This is a genomic window from Micromonospora sp. DH14 (assembly GCF_029809455.1).
Taxonomy (GTDB): Bacteria; Actinomycetota; Actinomycetes; order Mycobacteriales; family Micromonosporaceae; genus Micromonospora; species Micromonospora parva.
In genome coordinates, this window is sequence record NZ_JARVKT010000009.1 from 126,762 (window position 1) to 149,610 (window position 22,849).

Below are 22,849 nucleotides of genomic sequence, written 5' to 3' on the forward strand. Positions count from 1 at the left end.
CTGCCGGGCGTGTCAGCGTAGGCTGCGCAGCGTGGCGTACGCGTCGGTAGAGATCATGGCCGGGACGATCGCCGGCACGGGTGCTACTGATAGTGACAGTGAGACCACTCGATGCGACTGACCGTCCTGGGGAGCGCCGGCAGTTTTCCTGGCCCCGAGTCGCCCTGCTCGGCCTATCTCGTCGAGGCTGACGGCTTCCGGCTCCTGGTCGACTTCGGCTCGGGGTCGCTGTCCAGTCTCCAGCGGTACGCGGGGCTGCACGCCCCGGACGCGATCCTGCTGACCCACCTGCACTGCGACCACATGTTCGACGCCGTGCTCTACGTGGTGGTGCGCCGCTACGCCCCGGACGGCCCCTACCCAGCCCTGCCGGTGTACGCGCCCGCCGGCGCCCCGGACCGGCTCAGCGCCGCGTACGGCGACGACGGTTCGGTGGAGGACGTGTACCAGTTCTACGCGCTCCAGCCGGGCACCTTCCCGATCGGCCCGTTCGCCGTCACCGTCGACCGGGTCAACCACCCCGTCGAGACGTACGGCGTGCGGCTGGAGCACGACGGCCGGTCGCTGTGCTACTCGTCGGACACGGCGCCGTGCGAGGCGCTGCTGCGGCTGGCGCAGAACGCCGACGTCTTCCTCTGCGAGGCCAGTTACCTCGACGGGATGGACAATCCACCGGATCTGCACCTCACCGGTCGGGAGGCCGGTGAGGCGGCGACCAAGGCCGCTGTGGGCCGGCTGCTGCTGACCCACCTGGTGCCCGCCTGGGGCAGCGAGGCGCACACCCTGGAGTCGGCCGCCTCCGCGTACACCGGGCCGCTCGAGGTGGTCCGGCCCGGCGCCAGCTACGACGTCTGATCCGGCAGGTCCGCTTTCCGACGCCGGGCCGCGGTGTTGTGCCGTACTGTTCGCCGGCCGGTCAGCGGCAGGTCGTCTGGCGCACCCGTGGCACCCGCACGGTGTGGGCATGCGGATCGCCATCGTGACCGAGTCGTTCCCACCTGATGTGAACGGCGTCGCGCACTCCGTGGTGCGGACGGCGGAGCACCTGCTCGACCAGGGCCATGAGCCGGTGGTCATCGCGCCCGCCCCGCCCGGCGCCGGCCGCCAGGGCATCGACCGGCTGCCGTACCCGTTGGTGCGCATCCCGAGCGTGCCGCTGCCCCGTTACCAGGGGTTCCGGCTGGGTGTGCCGACCAACGCCCGGCTCGCGGGGGCGCTGCTGTCCGCCGAGCCGGACGTGGTGCACCTGGCCAGTCCGTTCGTCCTGGGCGCACGGGCGGCCACCCTGGCCAGCCGGCACGGGCTGCCCACGGTGGCGGTCTACCAGACCGATGTGGCGGCGTACGCCCGGGCGTACCGGGTGAGTTGGGGCGAGGCGGCCGCGTGGCGGCGGATCCGCGAGATCCACAATTCGGCGCACCGAACCCTCGCGCCCTCCACCCGGGCCGCCGCCGATCTGATCGCCAACGGGGTACAGCGGATCTGGCTGTGGCGGCGCGGTGTGGACGCCGTCCGCTTCGATCCGGCCAAGCGGTGCGCGGCGCTGCGGGACCGGCTGGCACCCGGCGGTGAGCTGCTGGTTGGCTACGTCGGACGGCTCGCCCCGGAGAAGCGGGTGGAGTTGCTGGCGGCGACGTCCCGACTTCCCGGCGTACGGGTGGTGGTTGCGGGCGACGGCCCGACCCGCCGACAGTTGGCCCGACAGCTGCCAGCTGTGACGTTCCTCGGCGTCCAGCAGGGCGAGGACCTGGCGCGGCTCTACGCCAGCCTGGACCTGTTCGTGCACACCGGACCGCACGAGACCTTCGGGCAGACCATCCAGGAGGCGCTGGCCTCCGGGGTGCCGGTCGTGGCGCCGGCCAGCGGTGGCCCGGTCGACCTCGTCGAGCCGGGCGTGACCGGACTGCTGGTGGCGCCGAACGACGGCGACGCGCTCGCCGCGGCGGTGGCCGAGCTGACCGGCGACGCCGACCGGCGGCGGGCCTACGGGCGGGCCGCCCGGGTCGCGGTCAGTCGCCGCAGCTGGGCGGTGGTCGGCGACGAGCTGATCGGGCACTACCACGCGGTACGCGCCGTCGCCGCCACCGCCGGCCTGCCGGCGGCGTCGTGAGCGGGGCGGCCGGCGGACTGCGGATCGTGCGGCTCGCCAACTTCGTCACGGACCGCTCCGGCGGCCTGCGGACCGCGCTGCGGCATCTCGGCGCGGGCTACCGGGCGGCCGGGCACGACCCGGTGCTGGTGATACCCGGTCAGCGGGCCGCCGACGAAACGTTCCCGTGGGGACGGGTGCTCACGGTGCCCGGCCCACGGCTGCCGGCCAGTGGCGGTTACCGGCTGCTGGCCGGCCGGGGCCGGCTGGCCCGGCTCCTCGCCGACCTGGCACCGGACCGGTTGGAGGTCTCCGACCGGTCGTCGCTGCGCTGGACGGGCCGGTGGGCGCGGGCGCACGGGGTGCCGTCGGTGATGGTGTCGCACGAGTCGCTGACCGGGCTGCTCGGCCAGTGGGGCGTACCGGACGCGCTGCGCCGCCCGACCGCCGACCGGCTCAACCGGGCGACCAGTCAGGCGTACGACCGGATCGTCTGCACGACCCGGTGGGCTGCCGAGGAGTTCGACCGCATCGGCGCCGACAACGTGAGCCTGGTGCCGCTCGGGGTGGACCTGGACACCTTCGCCCCGCACCGGGCCGACCCACGGGTGCGCGAGCGCTACGCCGACGACACCGAGTTGCTGGTGGTGCACTGCGCCCGGCTCTCCCCGGAGAAACGTCCGGAGTTGGCCGTGCAGACCCTCGCCGAGCTGCGCCGGGCGGGCGTACCGGCGGTGTTGGTGATGGTCGGGGACGGACCGCTGCGCGACGCGCTGGCCCGACGGGCGGCGGGGCTGCCGGTCACGTTCACCGGCTTCCTGCCGGACCGCGCCGCGGTGGCCGCGCTGCTGGCCAGCGCCGACGTGGTGCTCGCGCCGGGCCCGGTGGAGACCTTCGGTCTGGCCGGCCTGGAGGCGTTGGCCTGCGGCACCCCGGTGGTGGTCAACGAGGCCAGCGCGCTCCCCGAGGTGGTCGGTGAGGCCGGGCTGGCGGCGTACGGCTCAGGGGTGTCGATGGCGGCGGCGGTGCGCCGCCTCGCGGCCCGGCCGCAGGCGCAACGGCGGCGGGCCGCCAGGGCGCGAGCCGAGGAGTTCGGCTGGCCGGCCGCTGTCGACGGGTTCCTCGGTGTGCACGGCGCCGACGTTCCCCGGGGCACCCCGAGCGCGGCGGATCACCGCACCACATAAGGTGCAGGCATGGCGCGACCTGACGGGCGAGGGCCCTCTCAACTCCGACCGGTGACTCTGACCCGTGGCTGGAGCACCCACCCGGAGGGCTCGGTGCTCGTCGAGTTCGGTGGCACCCGGGTGCTCTGCACGGCGAGCGTCACCGAGGGCGTGCCCCGCTGGCGCAAGGGCTCCGGGCTCGGCTGGGTGACCGCCGAGTACGCGATGCTGCCCCGGGCCACCAACACCCGCTCCGACCGGGAGAGCATCAAGGGTCGGGTCGGTGGCCGCACCCACGAGATCTCCCGGCTGATCGGCCGTAGCCTGCGGGCCAGCATCGACCTCAAGGCGCTCGGCGAGAACTCGATCGTGCTCGACTGCGACGTGCTCCAGGCCGACGGCGGCACCCGCACCGCAGCGATCACCGGCGCGTACGTCGCGTTGCACGACGCGGTGGGCTGGCTTGCCGCCCGCAAGGCGTTGGCCGGCAAGCCGGAGAAGGTGATGCACCGGTCGGTGGCCGCGGTCAGCGTGGGCATCATCGCGGGGGAGGCCCGGCTCGACCTCTGCTACGAGGAGGACGTCGCCGCCGAGGTGGACATGAACGTGGTGTGCACCGGCGCTGGTGACTTCGTCGAGGTGCAGGGCACCGGCGAGGCGGGCGTGTTCGCCCGCGACCAGCTCGACGCCCTGCTCGACCTGGCCGTCGCCGGCTGCGCCGAGTTGGCCGAAGCCCAGCGAAAGGCACTTACCTCCCCGTGAGCGCGAGGAGTGAGCTTGCGAGCCCCGCAGTCGCGAACAAAGGTGATTCAGCATGAACAAGGTCCTGCTCGCCACGCGTAACCGCAAGAAGCTCGTCGAGCTGCAGCGGATCCTGGACGGCGCGCTCGGCGCGCACCGGATCGCCCTGCTCGGGCTGGACGACGTCGAGCAGTACGCCGAACTGCCGGAGACCGGCCTGACCTTCGGCGAGAACGCGCTGATCAAGGCGCGGGAGGGGTGTCGGCAGAGCGGACTGCCGACCATCGCCGACGACTCCGGGCTCGCTGTCGACGCGCTCAACGGGATGCCGGGCGTGTTCAGCGCCCGCTGGTCCGGCAAGCACGGCGACGACCGGGCCAACCTTCAGCTGGTGCTGGACCAGATCGCCGACGTGCCCGACGAGCAGCGGGCCGCCTCGTTCGTCTGCACCGTGGCGTTGGTGCTGCCCGGCGGCAAGGAGCACCTCGTCGACGGCCGGCAGCCCGGGCGGGTGCTGCGCGCACCGCGCGGTGACGGCGGCTTCGGCTACGACCCGATCTTCCTGGGCGACGGGCAGGACCGGACCAACGCCGAGCTGACCCCGGCGGAGAAGGACGCCATCAGCCACCGGGGCAAGGCGTTGCGTGAGCTGGCCAAGCTGGTCGCCAAGGTGCTGCCGCCGTCCGCAAGCTGAGACCAGCTTGTCCGATTGACACCTACGGGTGGCGGAGCGATCGGTCGATGACATGTACTGATCTCGGAAGTCCGGGGCATCCGGGTTGGCAGGTTGTCGGGGAGACGGGATGGCATTGGCCGGTAGGCGAGGCGTGCTGGCGGCACTGATGGGTCTCGGCCTCCTGGCCGCCAGTGCTGGTCTCCTGGCATTCTCGTCCAACGAGCCGGAGGGAAAGAAGACTGGCGCGTGGGTCGTCGACCCCATCCCGCCAGCGCCATCGTTGACCGAATCGCGTGACCCCCGCAGCGGTTTCGTCCACCCGGGTGTCCTGGTCAACAGCGCGCAGTTGAACTTCGTGAGTGGCAAGGTCCGAGCCGGTGAGGAGCCCTGGCGATCGGCCTGGCTCGCCATGCAGCGCAGTCAGTACGCCGAGCTTTCCTGGCGTCCTCGACCGGTGTCCACTGTGAACTGCGGTTACTACTCCCAGCCGGACGCCGGTTGCACCGCTGAGGCCGAGGACGCGGTGGCCGCGTACACGCACGCGTTGATGTGGTGCTTCACTCGGGACCGCCGGTACGCCGAGAAGGCCATCGACATCCTGGACGCCTGGTCCGGTGTGCTCAAGAAGCACACCAACTCCAACGCGCCGCTGCAGGCCGGATGGACCGGGGCGACCTTCGCGCGAACCGCAGAGCTGATCAAACACACCTACACCGGCTGGGATCCCGCCTGGTTGACCCGTACCGAACGGATGCTCCGGAAGGTCTACCTGCCGGTGGTACTCGGCAGCCCTGATGGCGTCAGGGCGGGGAACTGGGGGCTGATCATGCTCGATGCGGCGGTCGGCATCTCGGTGTTCCTCGACGATCGGACGTCCTTCCTGAAGGCGGTTGAGAAGTGGCGGCTGCGTCTGCGGGCGTACGTCTATCTGCGCGGCGACGGGCCTACCCCGTACGTGCCACCCGATGGTGTCTTCACGAAGGCACAGCTCACCGATTACTGGGGCGGGCAGGCAGTGCTCGTCGACGGGCTAGCCCAGGAGACCTGCCGAGACTTCCTGCACACCGGTTGGGGTCTCGCGGCGGCGGCGCACGTTGCCGAGACGGCGTGGATCCAGGGCCGGGACCTGTATGCCGAGGCGCGCGAGCGGTTGACCCGTGCTTTGGAGTTCCACGCCGGGCTCGAGCTGGGCGAGTCGGTGCCGCCCTGGCTGTGCGGCGGTCGGCTCGTAACCGGCTTGGCGCCCTCGCCCGAAATCGCCTTCAACCACTACACCACGAGGGTGGGGCTCGACCTACCGAACACCAGGCGGCTGGTGGAGGCGGACCGGCCCGCCGGGCCTCCGGCCTACTTCTTCGCCTGGGAGACACTGACCCATGCCGGGAACCCGAACTGACCGCACCGCGAACCCGGCCACCGCGACCAGCGCGGATCGCTGTGACTCCGTCAACGCGCATCGGCCAGCTCATCCACCGGTACGTGCTCCTCACCCTGCTGGCCGTCCCTCAAGCCGCAATTTGCCGGCTTCGAGCAGGCCCGGGTGGTTCAGCTCGGCGAAGTCACGGCGTCGCTCCGGCTGCTCAAGGCACGCGCCCGACCACGGTCGGCGACAGTGTGTCCGGAGGGGACGCCCAGCGCACGTCGGACCGACGCTCCCCGGATAGAGGGCCGGCCGGTCAGCCGTATACCCTCGCCGTCGCCACCACTCTGTGGCGGTGTGGCTGCCCCGCGCCACCTCTACCCCTACCGCCGTGGTGAGGCACAATGACGGATTCGAAGCAGACCTCCCGTGGGCTTCTGCGACCGGAGATCCAGGCATTGCGGGCGCTCGCGGTGCTCCTGGTGCTGCTGTTCCACTTCTGGCCGCACCGGATCCCGGGTGGATACGTCGGCGTCGACGTCTTCTTCGCGATCAGTGGCTTCCTCATCACCGCCCACCTCGTGCGCGAGGTGGAGAAGAACGGCTCGGTCCGCCTCCGCACCTTCTGGGCGCGCCGCATCCGGCGTCTGCTGCCGGCCTCTCTGCTCGTGCTCGTCGCCACCGCGGGGGCCGTCTTCATCTGGGTGCCGCAGCTCTACTGGCCACAGATACTCCGGGAGATCGCGGCAGCGACGGTCTACGTCGAGAACTGGCAGCTGGCGCACGACGCCGTGGACTACCTCGCCGCGGAGAACGTCCGGTCGCCGGTGCAGCACTACTGGTCGCTCTCGGTGGAGGAGCAGTTCTACCTGGTCTGGCCCCTCCTGATCGTCCTCGCCGTCCTTGTCGCCCGCCGGGTCCGGCAGACGAACCCGATCGGCGCGATCCGGGTCACGCTTGGCCTGATTCTGGTGGCCTCCTTCGCCTACTCCGTCTACGAGACGTCCGCGAACAGCGCCGCAGCCTACTTCGTGACGCCCACCCGGGCCTGGGAGTTCGGGGCCGGCGCGATGCTGGCGACCCTGCCGGGGCTCGGACGGTCGGCGAGCGACCGCACTCGGGCGGCGGTTTCCTGGCTGGGGCTGCTCCTGATCGGCGTCGCCGCCTTCGTCCTCCATTCCGGGACACCGTTCCCGGGCTACGCTGCGGCGCTTCCCGTCGTCGGTGCCCTCGCCGCCATCTGGGCCGGCGCTCCCAGCCCGAGCTGGTCTCCGCTGCGGCCGATGGCGTCGACGCCGGTGCAGAAGCTCGGCGACTGGTCGTACTCCATCTACCTCTGGCACTGGCCGCCAATCGTGATCTTCGAGCTGGCGACCGGCGACAAGATGACCTGGCCGGTGAAGCTCGCCGTCATCACCGGTGTGGTGCTGTTGGCCGCACTGACCAAGCGTCTCGTCGAGGACCCGGTGCGGTTCGGCCTGTTCAGCGGCGGACGGCGGCTGTGGCCGCAGTACGCGGCAGCCGCGATGTCGATGGTGCTGGTGCTGTCCGTCGTCGTCGTCGGTAACCAGCTGCTCGAACAGAGCAGTCAGGCGAACAGATCACGTCTCGAGCAGTTGATGGCCACGGGTACGCCGTGCCTCGGTGCGAACGCGATGGTCGAGGCGCAGCGGTGCGAGGACGGTGCCCTCGGCCAGGAGTTGTTCCCCGAGATGTCGATGCTCACGAAGGACACGGGTTCCGCTTACGAATGTTATGACCAGGAGCCGGGTGCGACGCTCACGTCGTGTCGGGTCGGTTCGCAACGGGCCGACGCGACCCGCGTCGCGCTCGTGGGCGACTCGCACGCCGCCATGCTCATCCCCGCCATCGAGGGGCAGCTCGACTCCCGGAACTGGGCGGTCGACACCTACGTAGCCCGTGGCTGCATCTGGGCGCAGGTGGATGCGGCAGACCAGTCCGACTCGTGCTACGCGCGACGGCACGCGATGACGGAGCGGCTCGGCGGCGGACCGAAGTACGACCTCGTCATCCTGACCGGCAAGCGCAACATGAGCTCCAACCCCCAGGCGGCGGCCGGCCAGATTCGCAGGTACGTCGAGGCGTGGGGTCCGGTGCTGGAGCGGGGAACCAGGATCGTGGTGGTGGTGGACAACCCGTCCCTCGGTGCGACGGACCTCGGCTGCCTGGTGGACGACACGGCCAACGGCGGGGATCCGACGCGGTGCGCGGTCGACCGGAAGGGCGCGCTCGGCAGCGGGGACGCCCTTGCGGAGGCCGCGAAGCGGACCGACGGCAAGGTGCAGATGGTCGATCTGACCGATCTGTTCTGCAGCGCTACCGAGTGTCCGTTGGTGATCGGTAACGTCATCGTCTACCGCGACGCGCATCACATCACGGCAACCTACGCGCGCACCCTGGGGCCCCAACTCGTCGAGCGTGTCGCTGCACGTCTCACACCCTGACGGCCAGCCTGCGACCCGCGCACCGCACGTTGCGCCCCAATGGGCCGGAACGATCGGCCACGGTCGCTCGACTGCCCGCGCAGGGTAGGCGAAAGAGGGGAAATCCGCCTGCTGTCGGGACGATCAACGGGCGGGTTCGCCGCCGACCGAGGCGGCCTCTATCGGTTATGACGCTCGCGTATAGTGCCCCGAGGGATAGCGCTGAGAGGATCGCGAAATGGACATAATGCCTCGAAAGGCGGCCACTGCCCCGACCGAGGGCAGTGACCGTCGACGCGGGCGTTATCCGTGGGTCGCCGCCCGAATCATGGCAGCACTGGCTATGGCGGTTGTCGGCGTGAAGTCATTCTTCGATATCTTCGGCGAGAAGGTCGCGGCGGACACCGTGGACGCCGGAATGATCGTCACGGTCATTGGCGCCATTTTTATGGTTGGCTCTTTTGTGGCCCTGACAATCGCGGCGAAACGATTTCCGACCACTCTGGCGCCATCCCTCATCGCAGTGCTGATCATCGGCCTGTTCTCCATCATCGGCCTCCTGGCGATACCCGCACGGGAGGACTTCGTCCAGGTCTTCGCCACCGCCCACGTACGCGAGATCTTCGGGCCACACGTCGCGCCGAAGAGTGGGGTCATCACACAGGGCGCCCAACTCGCGGTCGGGTTCGCGCCGATCGCGTTGTTGGCGGTCATGTTCTACAAGCCGGACTGGTTCACCCTCGAAAGCCTGCGGTGGGTGCTCCTGGCCGTGATTCTCGGTGCCGTCGCGCACTCGGTGATCGCCTGGCTGCAGGTCGTCGGCGTCGTTCCATACACCTACTTCTTCAACCTCATGAGCGGCCGGGTCGGGCGCGCGTCGGGAGGCTACTTCCATCCCGCCTCGCTCGGTCGGCTCCTCATCTTCGCGGTGTTCATCCTCTACGCCGCGGGTAACCGTCTACGGCTCAGCACACTGGCCCGGTACGGCATCATCGCCTTCCTGGCCGCGACCGCGGTCGTCAGCACGCACCGCATCACCATCCTCTGTGTGGTGTTGGTGATCGTCGCGTTCGAACTGCGCCGCCTCCCCGAACTCCTCCGGCAGATCTCCGACCTGCCGTTTCGCACGGCCGTCTGGGGGGCCGCCGTCTTCGTCGTTCTATTGGTCCTGGCGGCGATCCGCTGGGGAGCCTATCTGTGGGATCGAGCGCTGTTCCTGCTCACGCAGGTCGGTTCGCTCAACCCCACAAACGATGAGTTCCTGCACGGTCGCGGGCAGATCTGGTTCCGCGTTGCGGATGTGTGGCAGGACGCGCCGTGGGACGTCTGGCTCATCGGACTCGGCTACGAACCATGGAACACCCACGCCGACCCGTTGCGGATATTTGTGGTGTGGGGACTGCTCGGGCTCGCCCTGATGGCGATCATCTTCATCAACCTCTGGCGCGTGACGAAACGGGCCATCGCGGTCGAAGCTCGATGGATGCTCACGGTTCTCTACGTTCTGACGATCGTCTCCGCCCTGACGCAGAAGCCAACCTCATACTCGTACTTCATGTGGTTGTTCTTCCTTTCCCTCCTGCTTCTGGTCAGGTTCTTCCCCGTTCCGAGCGCGCCGGTCGGTGCGCCCAACGATGCTAGTGGTGATCCCAGATGAGTGCCCCCCTATTCATTTCGTGGAAGCGTTATCAGCGTCGTTCCGACGTGCTTGCGGAGGCGTTGGGCGCGGAGGTGGCCTGGCGGCCGTCCAAGGCGACACCGAAGGCCCTTCGGCCCTTCGACTACGTGGCCCACACGAGGAACGACCTCAAGCTGATCCGCTCACGTCGTCCATCGTTCGTGGTCGCGCAGGCGCAGCCGCACCTGTCCGCACTGGCGCCCTACCTGGGCCGGGTTCCGTACATCGTCGACGCGCACAATGGGCAGTTCCAGTCGTGGTGGCGCCGGGTACCGAGCACCGCCTCGATCCTGCGCGGCGCGAAGTTGGTCCTGACCCACACCGCGGAGGCAGATGCCATCGCCCGCGCGGAGTTCCCGGGCCTGCGCACGCTCGTCGTGCACGACCCACTTCGGGAGATCCCACCGGCACAGCCACGGGGCTGGGTGTTCGTCGTGGCCACCGTCGCCCCGGACGAGCCGATGGACGTCCTCATCGACGCGATCGAGGCCATGCCCGACATCCCCTTCGCGACCACCGCGCCACTGCACCGGTTGCCGCCGCCGCTGCGTGAGCGCGCGGAGCGCCTGCCCAACCTCACCTCCCTGGGCTTCCTCGACCTCCCCGACTACGAGGCGGCTGTCGCCGCCGCGCGCGCGGTCGTCGTACTGACCGACCGGGACGCCACCCAGCCCAGTGGCGCCTGTGAGGCCCTGAGCGCGGGTCGGCCGCTGGTCCTGTCCCGCACCCAGACGACCGAGGCCCTGTTCGGAAGCTTCGCCACGCTCGTCGCCAACCAGAGCGACGCTCTGATCGAGGGCGTCCGGCGGGCCACCGCCGAGGACCCGGCTGCGGCCAGGCGGATCTCGACGGCCCGCGAGGCGTGGATGCGGCGCACGGATGCCGAGTTGGAGACGTTGCGGTCGCACGTGCCGGCCAGAGCGACAGCGTGACGGTCGGACGATGACCCGAGTCCAGGTGCAGACCGAAACGGCGGCCGCCGGCCGGTCCGGCGGCGGTATGGCCCGCCGCCTTCGTCAGCTGGGACTGCTCGGGGTCAGCCAGGCTGGCGTCACCGTGCTCGCGTTCCTCACCCAGGTGCTGCTTGCCCGTAGCCTGCCCAAGGCCGACTTCGGTGCCTTCATGGCGGTCATCTCCCTGGTGACGCTGGCCGGGCCGCTGGCCATCTTCGGGGTCGCCGAGTTCTGGCTGCAACGGTTCGGGCGCGAGGGCGAACGGGCGTTCCGTTGGGTGCGCCCGTCCATCGCACTGGTCGTCGTCACGTCTGGTGTGCTGGTCGCCGCGCTCGTCGTCTGGGGGTTGCTCGACCGGCATGACCCCCACGGCGGCGACCTGCGGATCGGGCTCGCCCCGATCATCCTGTCGCTCGTCGCCATGGCGCTGTCCGGGTCGGCTCTCCAACTACAGGGTGCCTACGGCCGGCTCGCGGCGCTGCAGTTGGCGCCGCAGGTGGGTCGGCTCCTCGTAGCCCTCCTGACTCTGGCCTTCGGGCTGTCGGCGCTCATGGTGGTGCTCGGGTACGCGCTCGTGGCAGCCGTCACGGTTGCCATGAGTGTCGTGGTGATCGCGCCGTTCTGGTACGGCCGAGCGACGCTGGAGGGTCACCCGAGGGTGCTCCGCCGGTCGACACGGCCACCCCGGGCGCGCCATCTCGTCGCCGCGACGTGGCTGTTCCTGCTGGGCAGCCTGTTCTACCAACTCGGCATGCAGCTGGGCGTCGTCGTCTCGGCGGAGTTCCTGAGCGCGGAGTCCGCCGCGGTGCTCGCCGTGCCCATGACGCTGCTGACCGCGATCTACCTTCTGCCGCGCATCGTCTACCAGCAGTACTTCCTGGCGAAACTGCACCGGTGGTCCCGCTCCAACCGCAGCGCGGTTCTCATCGCGTACCGCGCCGGCACGGTTGGGATGATCAGCCTCGGGCTGCTCCTCGGCGGCATCGTCGCGATTGTCGGCCGTTACGCCATTCCGCTGATCTTCGGTGCGGAGTACCGGACGTCCGTTCCGGTGATGGCCATCCTCGCGCTGGCGATCCCCCTGCGCTTCGGTTCGGCCAGTGTGGAGTCGCTGCTGATGAGCGGCGGCCTGGTGCGGCAGAAGGTGCTGTACCAGGGCTTGGGCTCACTCGCCTACCTGGCCGGGTTGGCCACCGCGATCCCACTGTTCGGTGTGGCTGGCGCTGCCTGGGCGACGGTGCTGTCCGAGGCGATCATCCTCGTCCTCTTCTGGTCCCGAGCGAAGCGTGACGTCGTCGCGGGTGCCGACCTGCCTTCCTGGGCGGAGATCCGACGGATGGTCCTCAAGAACTAGCCCACGTCGACGGCCGTGCGGCGGCCCCGACGCGGTTGCGCCGGGGCCGCCGATGGTCAGGCCAGCGGACCGATCTCGCGTTCGACAGCGATGCGTAGGTCACGCTCGGACACCGCACGGCGGGCCGCCTCCATCACCGGGGCGAGGAACACGTCGGGCCCGGGCTCACCGATCACGTCGGCGAGCGCCTCCACCGCGGCCCGGCCGGCCGGTGACGGCTCCAGCGGGGCCCGCAGTTGAAGGCCGCGCACGCCGGCCAACAACTCCACGGCGAGCAGGCTGGTCAGGTTGTCCAGCACGGTACGCAGCTTCTTGGCCGCGGCCCAGCCCATCGAGACGTGATCCTCCTGCATTCCGCTGGTGGGCAACGAGTCCACCGAGGCGGGGGCGGCCAGCCGACGGTTCTCGGCGACGATCCCGGCCGCCGTGTACTGGGCGATCATCAGCCCGGAGTTGACCCCGGCGTCGGGAGAGAGGAACGCCGGCAGTTCCCGGGAGCGGGTGACGTCGAGCAGCCGGTCCACCCGCCGTTCGGCGATCGCGCCCACCTCGGCGGCGGCGATGGCGAGGAAGTCCGCGGCGAAGCCGAGCGGCGCGCCGTGGAAGTTCCCGGTCGACTCGACCCGGCCGTCCGGCAGCACCACCGGGTTGTCCACCACGGACACCAGCTCCCGGGCGGCGACGGTGCGCACGAAGTCCAGGGTGTCGCGGGCCGCGCCGGCCACCTGCGGCGCGCACCGCATCGAGTACGCGTCCTGCACGGCGTGCGCCAGGTCGTCGCGGTGTGAGTCCATCACCCGGGAGTCCTGCAACAGCCGGTGGATGTTCGCCGCCGACGCCGCCTGACCGGGGTGCGGCCGGATCGCGTGCAGCTCGGGCAGGAACGGCCGCTCCGAGCCGAGCATGGCCTCGATGGCCAGCGCGGCCGTCACGTCCGCCATCGCGAACAGGTGGGCCGCGTCGTGGATCGCCAGCAACAGCATGCCGAGCATGCCGTCGGTGCCGTTGATCAGCGCCAGCCCCTCCTTGGCGGCCAACTCGATCGGCTTCAGCCCGGCGGCGGCCAACGCCTCGGCCGCGTCCCGCCGCTCACCGGCCGGGCCGAGCACCCAGCCCTCACCGAGCAGCACCAGCGCGCAGTGCGCCAACGGTGCCAGGTCACCGGAGGCGCCCAGCGAGCCGTGCTCCGGCACCCACGGGGTGATGTCGTGGTTGAGCAGGTCGACCAGGGCCTCGGCGACCAGCGGTCGGACCCCGGAACGGCCCAGGGCGAGGGACCGGACCCGCAGCAGCATCATGGCCCGGACCACCTCGCGCGGCATCGGAGCGCCCACCCCGGCGGCGTGCGAGCGGATCAGCGCGTGTTGCAGCTCGGCCCGTCGCTCCGGGGCGATGAAGGTGTTGGCCAACGCCCCGAACCCGGTCGAGACCCCGTAGACGGGGCGACCCGACGACTCGATGCCGTCCACGATGGCCCGGCTGGTCGCCATCGCCTCGATGGTGGCGGGGGCGAGAACGACCGTGGCGGTGCCGCGGGCCACCGCGAGCACGTCGTCGGCGGTGATCCCGGTGGGCTGGATGGTCACGTTCGTCATTGCGGAACTCCGTTGCGTATTACCTGGCGGATCAGGGGGACACCGGGCCGGTAGGCCAGGTGCAGGTGTGACGGCGCGTCGAGGACGACGAGGTCGGCCCGCGCGCCGGGGGTGAGGACACCGATGTCGTCGCGGCGCAGCGCCCGCGCGCCACCGGCGGTGGCGGCCCAGACCGCCTCCGCCGGGGTCATCCGCATCTCGCGGACCGCGAGGGCGACGCAGAACGGCATCGACGAGGTGTACGACGAGCCGGGGTTGCAGTCCGTCGCCAGCGCCACCGTGACACCGGCGTCGAGCAGCCGGCGCGCGTCCGGGTACGGCGAGCGGGTGGAGAACTCCGCGCCGGGCAGCAGTGTCGCCACCGTGCGGGTGCCCGACCCGTCGCTGTGAGCGGTGTCGGCCAACGCGGCCACGTCGGCGTCGCTGAGGTGGGTGCAGTGGTCGACGCTGGCCGCGTCCAGCTCCACCCCGAGCTGAACGCCGGGGCCGGGGCCGAGCTGGTTGGCGTGCAGCCGTACGCCCAGCCCGGCGGCCTGACCGCAGGCCAGGATGGCGCGGGCGTGGTCCACGTCGAAGGCGCCCCGCTCGCAGAACACGTCGATCCACTTCGCGTACGGAGCGGCGGCGGCCAGCATCGGCCCGCAGACCAGTCCGACGTAGTCGTCGGGGCGGTCGGCGTACTCGGCGGGCACCACGTGCGCGCCCAGGAAGGTGGTCTCGGTGCTGGTCTCAGCGGCGATCCGCAGCGAGCGGGCCTCGTCGGCGACGGTCAGGCCGTACCCACTCTTGATCTCCATGGTCGTGGTGCCCTGGCGCAGCGCTTCCCCGCGGAGCCGACGCACGGTGGCCCGCAGTTCCTCGTCGGTCGCGGCCCGGGTCGCGCCGACAGTGGTCCGGATGCCGCCGCCGGTGTAGGGCTGACCGGCCATCCGGGCGGCGAACTCGGCGGCCCGGTCCCCGGCGAAGACCAGGTGGGCGTGGCTGTCCACGAAACCGGGCAGCACGGCGGCCCCACCGGCGTCCACGTGATGGTCAGCGGCCGGCGCGTACGCGGACGACCCGACCCAGGCCACCCGGCCCTCCTCGACCAGCACGGCGGCGTCGCGGCGGATGCCGAGCGGGCCCTCACCGGCACCGTTGGTGACCAGCTCCCCGATATTGTCGACCAGCAGGCTGCTCATGTGGGGTTCACCGCCTCGATGGCCGCCGCCAGCTCGGCCGGCACGTCGACGGTCAGGTGCCGGCCCTCGGCCACCACCACCCGGCCGTCCACCATGACCTGCTCGACGTCCGCCGCGCCGGCCGCGAAGAACACGCCCACCGGCGGCACCCCGGCGGTGCGGGCGCTGTCCAGGCGTACCGTCACCAGGTCGGCGCGGGCACCCACGGCGATCCTCCCGGCGTCGGCCCAGCCCAGCGCGGTGTGCCCGGCGGCGGTGGCCGCCGTCAGCAGGTCGAGCGGCGCGAAGTGGCCGCGCCGGCGGGTACGCAGCCGCTCGTCCAACTCCACCGCCCGGGCCTCCTCGAACAGGTCGATCACCGCGTGACTGTCGCTGCCCAGGCTGAGCCGGATGCCCGCCTCGGCCATCAGCCGGGCCGGGCCGATCCCGTCGGCGAGATCCCGCTCCGTGGTGGGGCAGAGGCACACGCCGGTCCGGCTGTCGGCGAGCAGGGCGAGGTCCGCGCTGGTCGGGTGGGTGGCGTGGACGGCTGTGGTGTTCGGCCCGAGCACGCCGTGCTCGGCGAGCAGCGCGGTCGGCGAGCGCCCGTGCACCGCCCGGCACTCGTCGTTCTCGGCCGGCTGCTCGGAGAGGTGCACGTGCAGCGGCGCCTGCCGCTCCCCGGCCCACTCGGCGACAGCGCGGAGCTGGTCGGCCGGGACCGCCCGCACCGAGTGCACAGCCGCGCCGACCCGGACGTGCGGGTCCGCCGGCTGGAACGCCCCGGCCCGTTGTGCCCAGCGGGCCGCGTCCCCGTCGCCGAAACGGCGCTGCGGCCCGGCCAGCGCCTGGCCATCCACAGTGGAGGTGAGGTAGGCGGTGTCCAGCAGGGTGAGCCGGATCCCGGCGTGCGCGGCGGCCTCGACCAGCGCCGCGCCCATCTCGTTCGGGTCGTCGTACGCGCCGCCGCCGGGCCGGTGGTGCAGGTAGTGGAACTCGCCCACACAGGTGACGCCGGCGAGCGCCATCTCCGCGTAGACAGCGCGGGCCAGGGCGAGATGGGTGTCCGGATCCAGCCGGTCCGCGATGGCGTACATCTGGTCCCGCCAGGTCCAGAAGTCACCCCGGCCGCCGTGGGTGCGCCCACGCAGCGCCCGGTGGAAGGCATGCGAGTGCGCGTTGGCGAGACCGGGCACTGTCAGGCCGGGCAGCCGGGTGGCGTCCCGCAGCACCTCGACACCGGCGGCGGGGCCTTCGCCGCCGACCAGTGGCGTGAGCGCGGAGATCCGGCCGGCTTCGACCTCGATGAGCACGTCGGGTGTGGGTTCGGCGTGCTCGGGCAGCCAGGCGTACTGGGCGAGCCAGCGGGCGGTGGTCATGCTCCTCGCTTCCTTTGGAGCTGAATCGTCTGCGACATCAACGGCCGGGGCGATGTCGGCGGTTCGGGTGACCTCAGCGGTTCAGGCGATCTCTCCGGCTGGCCCGTCGACCCGTTCACGCGCATGTCAGCTCCTCCAGCACCCGGGCCAGCGCCCGTACCCCGGCCGCGCAGTCATCGTCCGTCGCGGCCTCGGCGGGGGAGTGCGAAATCCCGGTCGGATTGCGCACGAAGAGCATCGCGGTGGGCAGGTGCGCGGCGAGCACCCCGGCGTCGTGGCCCGCCCCGGTGGGCAGCACCGGGGCGTCGAGCAACGTGGCCAGCCGTTTGGCCAGCCCACCGTCGAAGGCGACCAGCGGGGTGGCCGACTCCTCGGTGACTGTCACCTCCGTACCGTCGCGGCGGGCGCGCTCGGCGAGCTTGCCGCGCACCGCGTCGATCAGCCCGGTCAGCGTCTGCGGGTCGGCGGCCCGGGCGTCCAACCAGCCGGTCACCTTCGACGGGATCGCGTTGGTGGCGTTGGGCTCGACGGCGACCCGGCCCACCGTGGCGTGCGCGCCGCGCAGCCGGGCCTCCTTGTTGGCGGCCAGCACCGTGAACGCGTAGGTCAGCATCGGGTCGCGCCGGTCGGCCATCCGGGTGGTACCCGCGTGGTTGCCCTCGCCGACGACGTCGAAGCGCCACCTGCCGTGCGGCCAGATCGCGCTGGCCACCGCGACCGGCGCGTCCGTGTCGACCAACGCACGGCCCTGCTCGACGTGCAACTCCACGAAGGCGCCGAACCGGCCCAGCAGCTCCGGCCGGGCACCCGCCGGCCGATCGCCGAGCGCCTCGGCGAAGCTCACCCCGGCCGCGTCGCGCAGGCCGGCCGCGCGCTCGGCCGACAGCGCGCCGGTGAGCAGCCGCGACCCCAGACACGGTACGCCGAAGCGCGCCCCCTCCTCCTCGACGAAGGCACCCAGCACCAGCGGCCGGCCGGGGGTGACGCCGGCGGCGCGCAGCTCGTCCACGGCGAGGAACGCGCTGACGATGCCGAGCGGCCCGTCGTACGCCCCGCCGTGCGGCACCGAGTCGAAGTGGCTGCCGGTGAGCACCGCGTCCGACGCCTCCGGGTCGCCCCAGTGGGCGAAGAGGTTGCCGTTGCCGTCCTCGGTGACCGGCATGTCCCGACGCTCGGCCTGCGCGCGGAACCAGGCGCGCAGCTCCCGCTCCGGTTCGGTCAACGCGTACCGCAGGTAACCGCCGCTGTCGGCGTCCCGCCCGACCGGCGCGATCTCGTCCCACAGCGCCCGGAACCGGGCCGAAAGGTCGTCGCTCATGCGGCACCTCTGTTATTCGCGACTGCGGGGCTCCGCTGCGCTGCACTCCTCGCGCTCATGCGGGCCCGCCCTCGGTCATCGGCACCCGGACGCCGGTGCGGTCGGCGACCTCGCGGGCGCTCTCGTAGCCGGCGTCGACGTGCCGGATGACCCCCATCGCCGGGTCGTTGGTGAGCACCCGCTCGATCTTCTGACCGGCCAGGGCGGTGCCGTCCGCCACGCACACCTGCCCGGCGTGGATGGACCGGCCGATGCCCACCCCACCGCCGTGGTGAATGGACACCCAGGATGCGCCACTGGCCGTGTTGACCAGGGCGTTGAGCAGCGGCCAGTCGGCGATGGCGTCGGAACCGTCGGCCATTCCCTCGGTCTCCCGGTAGGGGCTGGCGACGCTGCCGGTGTCCAGGTGGTCCCGGCCGATCACCACCGGGGCGGAGAGTTCGCCGGAGGCGACCATGTCGTTGAACCGCACGCCCGCCAGGTCCCGTTCGCCCTGGCCCAGCCAACAGATCCGGGCCGGCAGGCCCTGGAAGGCGACCCGCTCACCGGCCAGCCTGATCCAGCGGGCCAGCGACTCGTTCTCCGGGAACAGGTCGAGGACGGCCCGGTCGGTGGCAGCGATGTCGGCCGGGTCGCCGGAGAGCGCCGCCCACCGGAACGGACCCCTACCCTCACAGAACAACGGCCGGATGTACGCGGGCACGAAACCCGGGAAGTCGAAGGCGCGCTGGTAGCCGGCGAGCTGCGCCTCGCCCCGGATCGAGTTGCCGTAGTCGAACACCTCGGCGCCGGCGTCGAGGAAACCGACCATCGCCGCCACGTGCCGGGCCATCGACGCCCGGGCGCGCTCGGTGAACTCGGCCGGCTTGGCCGCCGCGTACTCCCGGGCGTCGGCCAGCTCCACCCCCACCGGAAGGTACGACAGCGGGTCGTGCGCGCTGGTCTGGTCGGTCACGATGTCGATCTCCACGCCCCGCACCAGGAGTTCGGGGAAGACCACCGCCGCGTTGCCGACCACGCCGACGGAGAGCGCGCGCCGGTCCCGCTTCGCGGCGAGCACCCGCCGCACCGCGTCGTCGAGCGAGTCGGCCACCTCGTCCAGGTAACGGTCGTGCACCCGGCGGTCGAGCCGGCTGCGGTCCACGTCCACGATCAGGCAGACGCCGCCGTTCATGGTGACCGCGAGTGGCTGCGCGCCGCCCATTCCGCCGCAGCCGGCGGTCAACGTCAGCGTGCCGGCGAGAGTGCCCGCGCTCTGCCCCTGCCCGTCGCCGTGGGCGTCGGCGAGCTTGGCGGCCACCGCCGCGAACGTCTCGTAGGTGCCCTGGAGGATGCCCTGGGTGCCGATGTAGATCCACGAACCGGCGGTCATCTGCCCGTACATGGTCAGCCCGAGCTGTTCGAGGCGGCGGAACTCCGGCCAGGTCGCCCAGTCGCCGACCAGGTTCGAGTTGGCCAGCAGCACCCGGGGCGCCCACTCGTGGGTGCGCATGACCCCGACCGGGCGGCCCGACTGCACCAGCATCGTCTCGTCCTCGCGCAGGTCGGTCAGGGTGCGGACCAACGCGTGGTACGACGGCCAGTCGCGTGCCGCCTTGCCGGTGCCGCCGTAGACCACCAGGTCGTCGGGGCGCTCGGCCACCTCGGGGTCGAGGTTGTTCATCAACATCCGTAGGGCGGCCTCCTGCTGCCACCCGCGGGTGGTGAGCTGGCTGCCCCGTGCGGCACGAATGGGCTGGGTCATCTCTGGTCTCCTCCGGTCAACCGAGGAACAACTGTCGGCGGGCCGCCGAGGCTTCGAACGCCTCCAGTCGGCGCTGGGTGTCGGCCGGCGCGGCATCGCAGATCGCCTGCAGCAGCACCATGGCCAGGGTCATCGGGGCGGTGTGCAGGTCGAAGACGAGCTGCGCGCCCACGGCGGCGGCGAGCACCACGTCGGCGTGCTCGGTGGCCGGGCTGACCGGCGAGTCGGTGATCGCCACCACTGTCAACCCGGCGTCGCGGGCGTCGCGCAACGCGTCCAGGGTTTCCCGGGGGTAGCGGGGCAGCACGAAGGCGAGCACGGCGCTCGCCCCGGCCTCGGCGGCCTGCTCCAGGCGGTCGGTGAGCAGGCTGCCCCCGTCGTCGAGGACCCGCACGTCCGGGTGCACCTTGGCCGCGAAGTAGGCGAAGTACGCGGCCAGCGGTGCGGCGGCGCGCAGGCCGAGCACCGGCAGCGGACGACTCGCGGCGAGCAACCGCCCGGTCTCGGCGATCCGGTCCCGGTCGGCGAGCTGACCGGCCAGTCGGTCCAGGTTGTCCATCTCGGCGCGGACCGCCTGCTGGAGCTCGTTGCCGGCGTCCGCCGACCCGCCCGGTGCAGTGGCGGTGAGGTCGCGCAGCCGGCGGCGCAGCGCCGGGTAGCCGTCGTGGCCGAGCGCGACGGCGAACCGGGTGACCGACGGCTGACTGACCCCGGCCAACTCGGCCACCTCGGCGGCGGACAGGTAGGCCACGGTGGGCGCGTGCTGCACCAGACAGTGCGCGATCCGGCGCTGGGTGGGGGTGAGCCGCACCCCCTGGAACAGGTCGAGCACCTGCTCGGCCGGCGCCCCGACAGCTCCTTCATTCACATGGTGACTCTATGCATGAAAACTTTCACAGGGCAACCGTTCGCCCCGGGTTACCCGATCCGCAGAGTGGTCGGTTGGTCGACCGGCGGCGGGCCAGGCGAGCGTTCCCTCTGTAGGATCCGCACGGCGGTCAAGCAGAGGAGTACGCATGCAATCGGTTGGCCCGTACCGGTTCACCCACATGTTGGGCACCTGCCCCGTGGGCAAGGCCTGGGCCGCCATCGATGAACAGGGCCGGTTCGTGACAGTCGCCGTGCTGGACGCCGTGGCGGCGAACACACCCGGCTGGCGGGAAGCCTTCACCGGAACTGCCAACGCCATGTCGCAGCGGCCGGGCGGCCAGGCCTTCACGTACGCTGATTTCTTCGCCGACGAGCCGTGGGCGGCCTACCCGGCTGAGGCGGGCCCCGGGGCCGAGAAGTTGTTCCGCGCGCTGGGACAGGAATATCACCCGGTACCGACCGAAGAGGCTGGCACGCCGAAGCAGGACGACTCTCCGACGCCGGTCAGCGGGGTGCCGCGCCAGCCGTCCGGGCCCCCACAGTCGGTGTCCGGCCCACCGCATCCGGTCTCCGCGCCACCGCAGCCGGTCTCCGGTGCACCGCAGCCCGTTTCTGGTACGCCGCAGCCAATCTCCGGAGCACCGATCGCGCCATGGGCGCTGCATTCCGGCGCGCTGCCCACCGTGCCGCCCGCCCCGATCCCGCCGCCGGGCGACGACGCGCCCCAGTCACCCGCACCGGTGTCCGCTGCTCCGGCGGATCCATCGCCCTCTGATCCGTTCCGCGCCTCGGTCCGACGGATCAAGCCGTCGGAGCCGCCCCCGCGACGTACCGGGCTCTGGGTAGGGCTCGCCGCGGTTGTGCTTCTGGTGGCCGTGGTGAGCGGCGTGGGCATCTGGGCGATCGCCGGCAGCGAGCAGCCCGATCCGTACGTTCCGCCGACCGGCGCCTCCACCACGGGGTCCTCTACCGCCGCTCCGATCGAGCCGGCGTTGAAACCGTGGGCGCAGGCCTCCCTGTACAGCCCGGAGGAGAAGGCCCTCGCCGTCGCCGCGCCATCGCTGGTCTTCGTCGAAGCGGTCTTCACCGGGTACGTCCGCGACGCCAGGACGAACGCCCTGGTGCACCCCCAGCCCGTCTCCTTCATCCGTCGGTGCAGTGGTTTCCTGGTGACTCCGGACGGCCACGCTGTCACCAACGGATCCTGCGTCAAGCCTGCCGAGGCTCATGCCCGTTGGCTCGCCGTTGACGCGTTGGCCAGGACGCTCGTGCAGGGAAAGCAACTTCCCGCCGGGCAGATCTCCGCGTATGTCGCGGCCAACCTCCCGAAGGTGCGCTTCACGGGCGTCGAGCCGGGAACCGAGCCGACGAGTGCGGTCTACGGCCAGCTCAACAGGGCAAAGGGAAACGTGGTGGAGGAGCCGGCCATCAAGGCCGAGGTCGTCCGGAGCCTGTCCGAAGACAACGGCAACACCGCGCTGCTCAAGCTCGCTCGGGGCAACCTACCTGCGGTGGAGCTCAACCCGTCGGCGAGCCTCGCAGAGGGTCCCCCGGTGCGCATTCTCGCCTACGCGACCTCTGACGTCGTCTTTCGTAACGCTACGTACCGTCCTCAGTCGAGGACGGTGACGATCACCGGAACGAGCCAGCGAGGGCCGGTCTCTATCTACCTCGTCAACGCGGACCTCGGCCCCGCCTCACACGGGGGAATCGCCCTCGATGCCACCGGCCGGGTCGCTGGCCTCATCTATCAGGACCAGGCAGCGCCGGACCGCGCGAATCGAGCGATCCTGCCGGCGTCGACGATCAGCGCGCTGCTGGACGAGGCCGGTGTCGCCAACACGCTCGGCGATACCGACAAGGTTTACCGCAGCGGGCTGGACGCGTACTTCCGCGGTGACTCCTCTGATGCCGTCGCCCAGCTCGAGAAGGCAGCCGCCGCGACGCCCGACAACCTTCTCGCGCCGGCCTACCGGCAGAACGCCACCGAGCGTCAGCGATTGGAGAGTGCGTCGCGGGAGCAGTCGAGCACCCTCGTGCTCGTGTTGGTCGGATGCGCCGGCGTGCTGCTCGTCGCCCTCGTGATCCTCGCCGTGCTGCTCATCCGTCGACGCGACCGGTGACCACTGGTCACCAATTCTCGCGGATCGGACACATCGGAATATAGGCGCCAAGTTTCCCCGTTGGTGATCGCCCTCATTGGTCATTCACCCACAACAAACAATCCGTACCGGGGAGAAAGAGTGGATGTTCGGTTGAGCCGATTCCACCGGCCAGTGCTGGTCGGGATGCCGGCTGCGGCGGAGCGTTCGCCCCGTGTCG

At 71.3% G+C, this 22,849-nt stretch carries 17 protein-coding genes; 11 read left to right on the plus strand and 6 right to left on the minus strand.

The genetic code is table 11. From position 1 onward, the window contains the following. Window positions 1-111: 111 nt before the first annotated feature. The 10 genes from QCZ28_RS14570 (at window position 112) to QCZ28_RS14615 (ending at window position 12,461) form a co-directional block, all read left to right on the plus strand. The gene (locus QCZ28_RS14570) at window positions 112-855 is read left to right on the plus strand and encodes an MBL fold metallo-hydrolase (protein ID WP_030331266.1); all 744 of its coding nucleotides are present in this window, start codon (window positions 112-114) and stop codon (window positions 853-855) included. A gap of 109 nt (window positions 856-964) precedes the next feature. After that, window positions 965-2,110 carry a glycosyltransferase family 1 protein gene (locus QCZ28_RS14575; protein ID WP_279517162.1) on the plus strand — a complete coding sequence of 382 codons (1,146 nt, stop codon included), beginning with the start codon at window positions 965-967 and terminating at the stop codon, window positions 2,108-2,110. After that, the gene (locus QCZ28_RS14580; RefSeq protein ID WP_279517163.1) at window positions 2,107-3,276 is read left to right on the plus strand and encodes a glycosyltransferase; all 1,170 of its coding nucleotides are present in this window, start codon (window positions 2,107-2,109) and stop codon (window positions 3,274-3,276) included. The genes QCZ28_RS14575 and QCZ28_RS14580 overlap by 4 nt, the downstream gene beginning before the upstream one ends. A gap of 9 nt (window positions 3,277-3,285) precedes the next feature. Continuing rightward, window positions 3,286-4,017: a ribonuclease PH gene (rph, locus tag QCZ28_RS14585; protein WP_279517164.1), complete on the plus strand. Its 732-nt coding sequence runs from the start codon at window positions 3,286-3,288 to the stop codon at window positions 4,015-4,017. Between the two features lie 52 nt (window positions 4,018-4,069). Continuing rightward, window positions 4,070-4,690 (plus strand): RdgB/HAM1 family non-canonical purine NTP pyrophosphatase, encoded by a 621-nt coding sequence (gene rdgB, locus QCZ28_RS14590; protein ID WP_279517165.1) that lies wholly within the window; start codon window positions 4,070-4,072, stop codon window positions 4,688-4,690. A 109-nt stretch (window positions 4,691-4,799) separates the two neighbouring features. Continuing rightward, window positions 4,800-6,068 (plus strand): alginate lyase family protein, encoded by a 1,269-nt coding sequence (locus QCZ28_RS14595; protein ID WP_279517166.1) that lies wholly within the window; start codon window positions 4,800-4,802, stop codon window positions 6,066-6,068. A 368-nt stretch (window positions 6,069-6,436) separates the two neighbouring features. Continuing rightward, complete coding sequence (locus tag QCZ28_RS14600) at window positions 6,437-8,497, plus strand: acyltransferase family protein (RefSeq protein ID WP_279517167.1); 2,061 nt, start codon at window positions 6,437-6,439, stop codon at window positions 8,495-8,497. A 337-nt stretch (window positions 8,498-8,834) separates the two neighbouring features. Continuing rightward, window positions 8,835-10,133 carry a hypothetical protein gene (locus QCZ28_RS14605; RefSeq protein WP_279517168.1) on the plus strand — a complete coding sequence of 433 codons (1,299 nt, stop codon included), beginning with the start codon at window positions 8,835-8,837 and terminating at the stop codon, window positions 10,131-10,133. Beyond that, entirely contained in the window at window positions 10,130-11,086 is a 957-nt protein-coding gene (locus QCZ28_RS14610) for a hypothetical protein (protein WP_279517169.1), read from the plus strand. Before QCZ28_RS14605 ends, QCZ28_RS14610 begins: the two co-directional genes overlap by 4 nt. 10 nt (window positions 11,087-11,096) lie before the next feature. Then, on the plus strand, window positions 11,097-12,461 hold the full coding sequence (locus QCZ28_RS14615; RefSeq protein ID WP_279517170.1) for an oligosaccharide flippase family protein: 1,365 nt from the start codon (window positions 11,097-11,099) through the stop codon (window positions 12,459-12,461). A gap of 56 nt (window positions 12,462-12,517) precedes the next feature. On the opposite strand, the gene hutH is transcribed toward QCZ28_RS14615, so the two are convergent. From hutH to QCZ28_RS14645, 6 genes are all read right to left on the minus strand, one after another. Next, window positions 12,518-14,056, minus strand: coding sequence for a histidine ammonia-lyase (hutH, locus tag QCZ28_RS14620; RefSeq protein WP_279517171.1), 1,539 nt, complete (start codon window positions 14,054-14,056; stop codon window positions 12,518-12,520). After that, entirely contained in the window at window positions 14,053-15,237 is a 1,185-nt protein-coding gene (hutI, locus tag QCZ28_RS14625; protein ID WP_279517172.1) for an imidazolonepropionase, read from the minus strand. Before hutI ends, hutH begins: the two co-directional genes overlap by 4 nt. Beyond that, window positions 15,234-16,595, minus strand: coding sequence for a formimidoylglutamate deiminase (locus QCZ28_RS14630; protein WP_279517173.1), 1,362 nt, complete (start codon window positions 16,593-16,595; stop codon window positions 15,234-15,236). Before QCZ28_RS14630 ends, hutI begins: the two co-directional genes overlap by 4 nt. Window positions 16,596-16,710: 115 nt before the next feature. Then, window positions 16,711-17,913, minus strand: coding sequence for an allantoate amidohydrolase (locus tag QCZ28_RS14635; RefSeq protein ID WP_279517174.1), 1,203 nt, complete (start codon window positions 17,911-17,913; stop codon window positions 16,711-16,713). A gap of 55 nt (window positions 17,914-17,968) precedes the next feature. Continuing rightward, entirely contained in the window at window positions 17,969-19,657 is a 1,689-nt protein-coding gene (gene hutU, locus QCZ28_RS14640) for a urocanate hydratase (protein ID WP_279517175.1), read from the minus strand. 16 nt (window positions 19,658-19,673) lie between these two features. After that, window positions 19,674-20,525, minus strand: a complete 852-nt coding sequence (locus tag QCZ28_RS14645) for a MurR/RpiR family transcriptional regulator (RefSeq protein WP_279517176.1) — start codon at window positions 20,523-20,525, stop codon at window positions 19,674-19,676. 253 nt (window positions 20,526-20,778) lie between these two features. On the opposite strand from QCZ28_RS14645, the gene QCZ28_RS14650 reads away from it, so the two are divergent. Further along, window positions 20,779-22,650: a trypsin-like peptidase domain-containing protein gene (locus tag QCZ28_RS14650; protein ID WP_279517177.1), complete on the plus strand. Its 1,872-nt coding sequence runs from the start codon at window positions 20,779-20,781 to the stop codon at window positions 22,648-22,650. Window positions 22,651-22,849 lie beyond the last annotated feature (199 nt).